Raw genomic sequence first — 2,355 nt, forward strand, 5'->3', positions numbered from 1 at the left:
GGCCTGAACAAGCTTTCCGATGCGCTGTCCTTCGTTCTCGCCTACTTTGCGCTGCCCAAGCTCGACTTCATCCGGCACTACTTTTCCGGGCGCAAGGAGATGCTCGAACGCGCGACGACCGAGGAGTCGTATCGACGCGTCGTCGAAGACCTCAGGCATCCGCTGCAGCAACGCCTGGTCGCGCAGCGGCCGGACGAAAACCGGCTCATCCTTGCCGGACCAGGCGCCGGCAAGACGCGCGTCATCGTGCATCGCGTGGCCTACCTCGTGCGCGTCCTGCGTGAGGCACCGGCAAGCCTCATCGTGCTCGCTTTCAACCGCTCTGCAGCGAGCGAGATTCGCCGCCGCCTGCACCACCTGATCGCCAACGACGCCTGTCGGGTCACCGTCCTGACCTATCACGCGCTGGCCTTGCGCCTGACCGGAACAAGTCTGCGCAGCCTGGCCGAGAACGGCCGCGAAGCCGATTTCGACGCGCTGCTCGAAGATGCGCTGGCGCTGCTCCAGGGCCGGCCGGATAACATCCCGCTCGCTGGCGACAGCGACGAACTGCGCGAGCGCCTGCTCGCCGGCTACCGGCACATCCTGATCGACGAGTACCAGGACATCGACCGGCGCCAGTTCGACCTGATCAGCGCGCTGGCCGGGCGGACGCTGGCCGACGGAGAGCGCAAGCTGAGCGTTCTCGCGGTCGGCGACGACGACCAGAACATCTACAGCTTCCGTGGCAGCAGCACCGACTTCATTCGCCGCTTTCAGGACGACTACCAGGCCAAAGTCGAATTTCTCGTCGACAACCATCGCTCGACGGCCAACATCATCGCCGCGGCGAACAGCGTGATCGCCGGCAATGCGCAGCGTCTGAAGAGCGCGCATCCGATCCGCATCGATGCCCGCCGCCGGCGCGAGCCACCGGGAGGCCGCTGGCAGGCGCTCGACCCGCTTGCCGCCGGGCAGGTGCAGGTACTCGCCGTACCGCCCGACGCGATCGCTCAGGCGGTGCTCGTGATCGCCGAAGTCGAACGTCTGGCGGCGCTCGACGCGCGTGCCGACTGGTCCGACTTCGCGCTGCTCGCGCGCAACCGGGCGACGCTCGAACCCTTGCGCGCCTGGTGCGAGAGCGCCGGCATCGCCTGCGCGTTTTGCCCAGGCGAGGCGGCTGGCGCGCCGCGCCTGCATCAGGTACGCGAAGGTTGGGAGCTGGTCGAACTGCTGCGCGCGCGGGCGAATCGCCTGCTGCGCTCGGGAACGCTGGGGCGCTGGTTCGCCGCGCGACATCGCGTGGGCCCGGCGAGCAACCCCTGGCTGCGCCTGCTGCGCCAGTCCATCGACGAAATCGAGGCGAGCTGGGGCGATTCGCCGGTGCCGGCGAGTCTGGCCTGTGAGGCCTTGTACGAATTCGGCAACGAAGCACGCGCGGCCGAGCGCGGTCGCCTGACGCTATCCACCGTGCACGGCGCCAAGGGGCGAGAGTTCCGGCATGTTGTCATGCTCGACGGCGGCGACTGGCGGCGCGCTGACGAGGAGGAACGCCGCCTCTACTACGTCGGCATGACGCGCGCGCGCGAGAACCTCGTGCTCTGCCAGGCGAGCCGCGACGGCAACCCGTTCACACCGGCGCTGGCGGCTCCTCTGGTCCGCCGCAGCGCGCTGCCGGAAAGCGTGGAGCGGCCGCCCGCTCTGGCGCTGCGCTACTGCACGCTGGGCCTGCGCGAGGTCGATATCGGTTTCGCCGGACGTTTCGACGCGGCGGCGCCGGTGCACCGGGCGATCGCCGCACTCAAGGTGGGCGATCGCCTGCTGCTCGCCGGCCGGCGCGAACTGCGCAACAGCGAAGGGTATTGCGTCGGCCGTCTGGCGCGCGCGGTCGAACTGCCGGTCGGCGAGGTGCTCGACGTTCGCGTCGACGCGCTGGTCCGACGAACGCGCCAGCAGAGCGAAGCGCGCTTCCAGGAGGCGCTCAGAAGCGACGCCTGGTGGGTCGTCCTGGCCACGCTGCGGATTGCCGCGGCGCGCTGCTGACGTCCCCCGTCCGAGGCAATCGGCTATCATGGGTCCATCCTCAGACCTTGCCCGCTACCGGCGCCGGCCTTGAGACAAGGGCAAGCGAGCCATCATGACCGTCCGCAACCTGGAGTTCCTCTTTCGCCCGAAGTCGGTGGCGGTCGTCGCCGAAGCCGAGGAAGCCAGCCGCTACGCCGACGTCGTACTGGCCAACCTGGCCGCCGGCGGCTTTCCCGGCACGCTGATTCCGCTTGGCGTGCGCCGGCGCTCGCGCTTTGCCATCGGTGACGACGTTCGTCTCGACGAATTTGCCACGGCGCCCGAGCTGGCCATCGTCTGTGCCTCGCTCGA

2 protein-coding genes are annotated in these 2,355 nt (G+C 69.1%); both read left to right on the plus strand.

The features are described 5' to 3' along the window. The coding region (locus tag RKP46_RS12860; RefSeq protein ID WP_311107012.1) for an ATP-dependent helicase at positions 1 to 2,022 on the plus strand (2,022 nt) is incomplete at its 5' end. 94 nt (positions 2,023 to 2,116) lie between these two features. Then, positions 2,117 to 2,355 (plus strand): hypothetical protein (locus tag RKP46_RS12865; RefSeq protein ID WP_311107013.1); only part of this gene is annotated, 239 nt, incomplete at its 3' end.

This window comes from Accumulibacter sp. (genome assembly GCF_031732815.1).
Classification (GTDB): Bacteria; Pseudomonadota; Gammaproteobacteria; order Burkholderiales; family Rhodocyclaceae; genus Accumulibacter.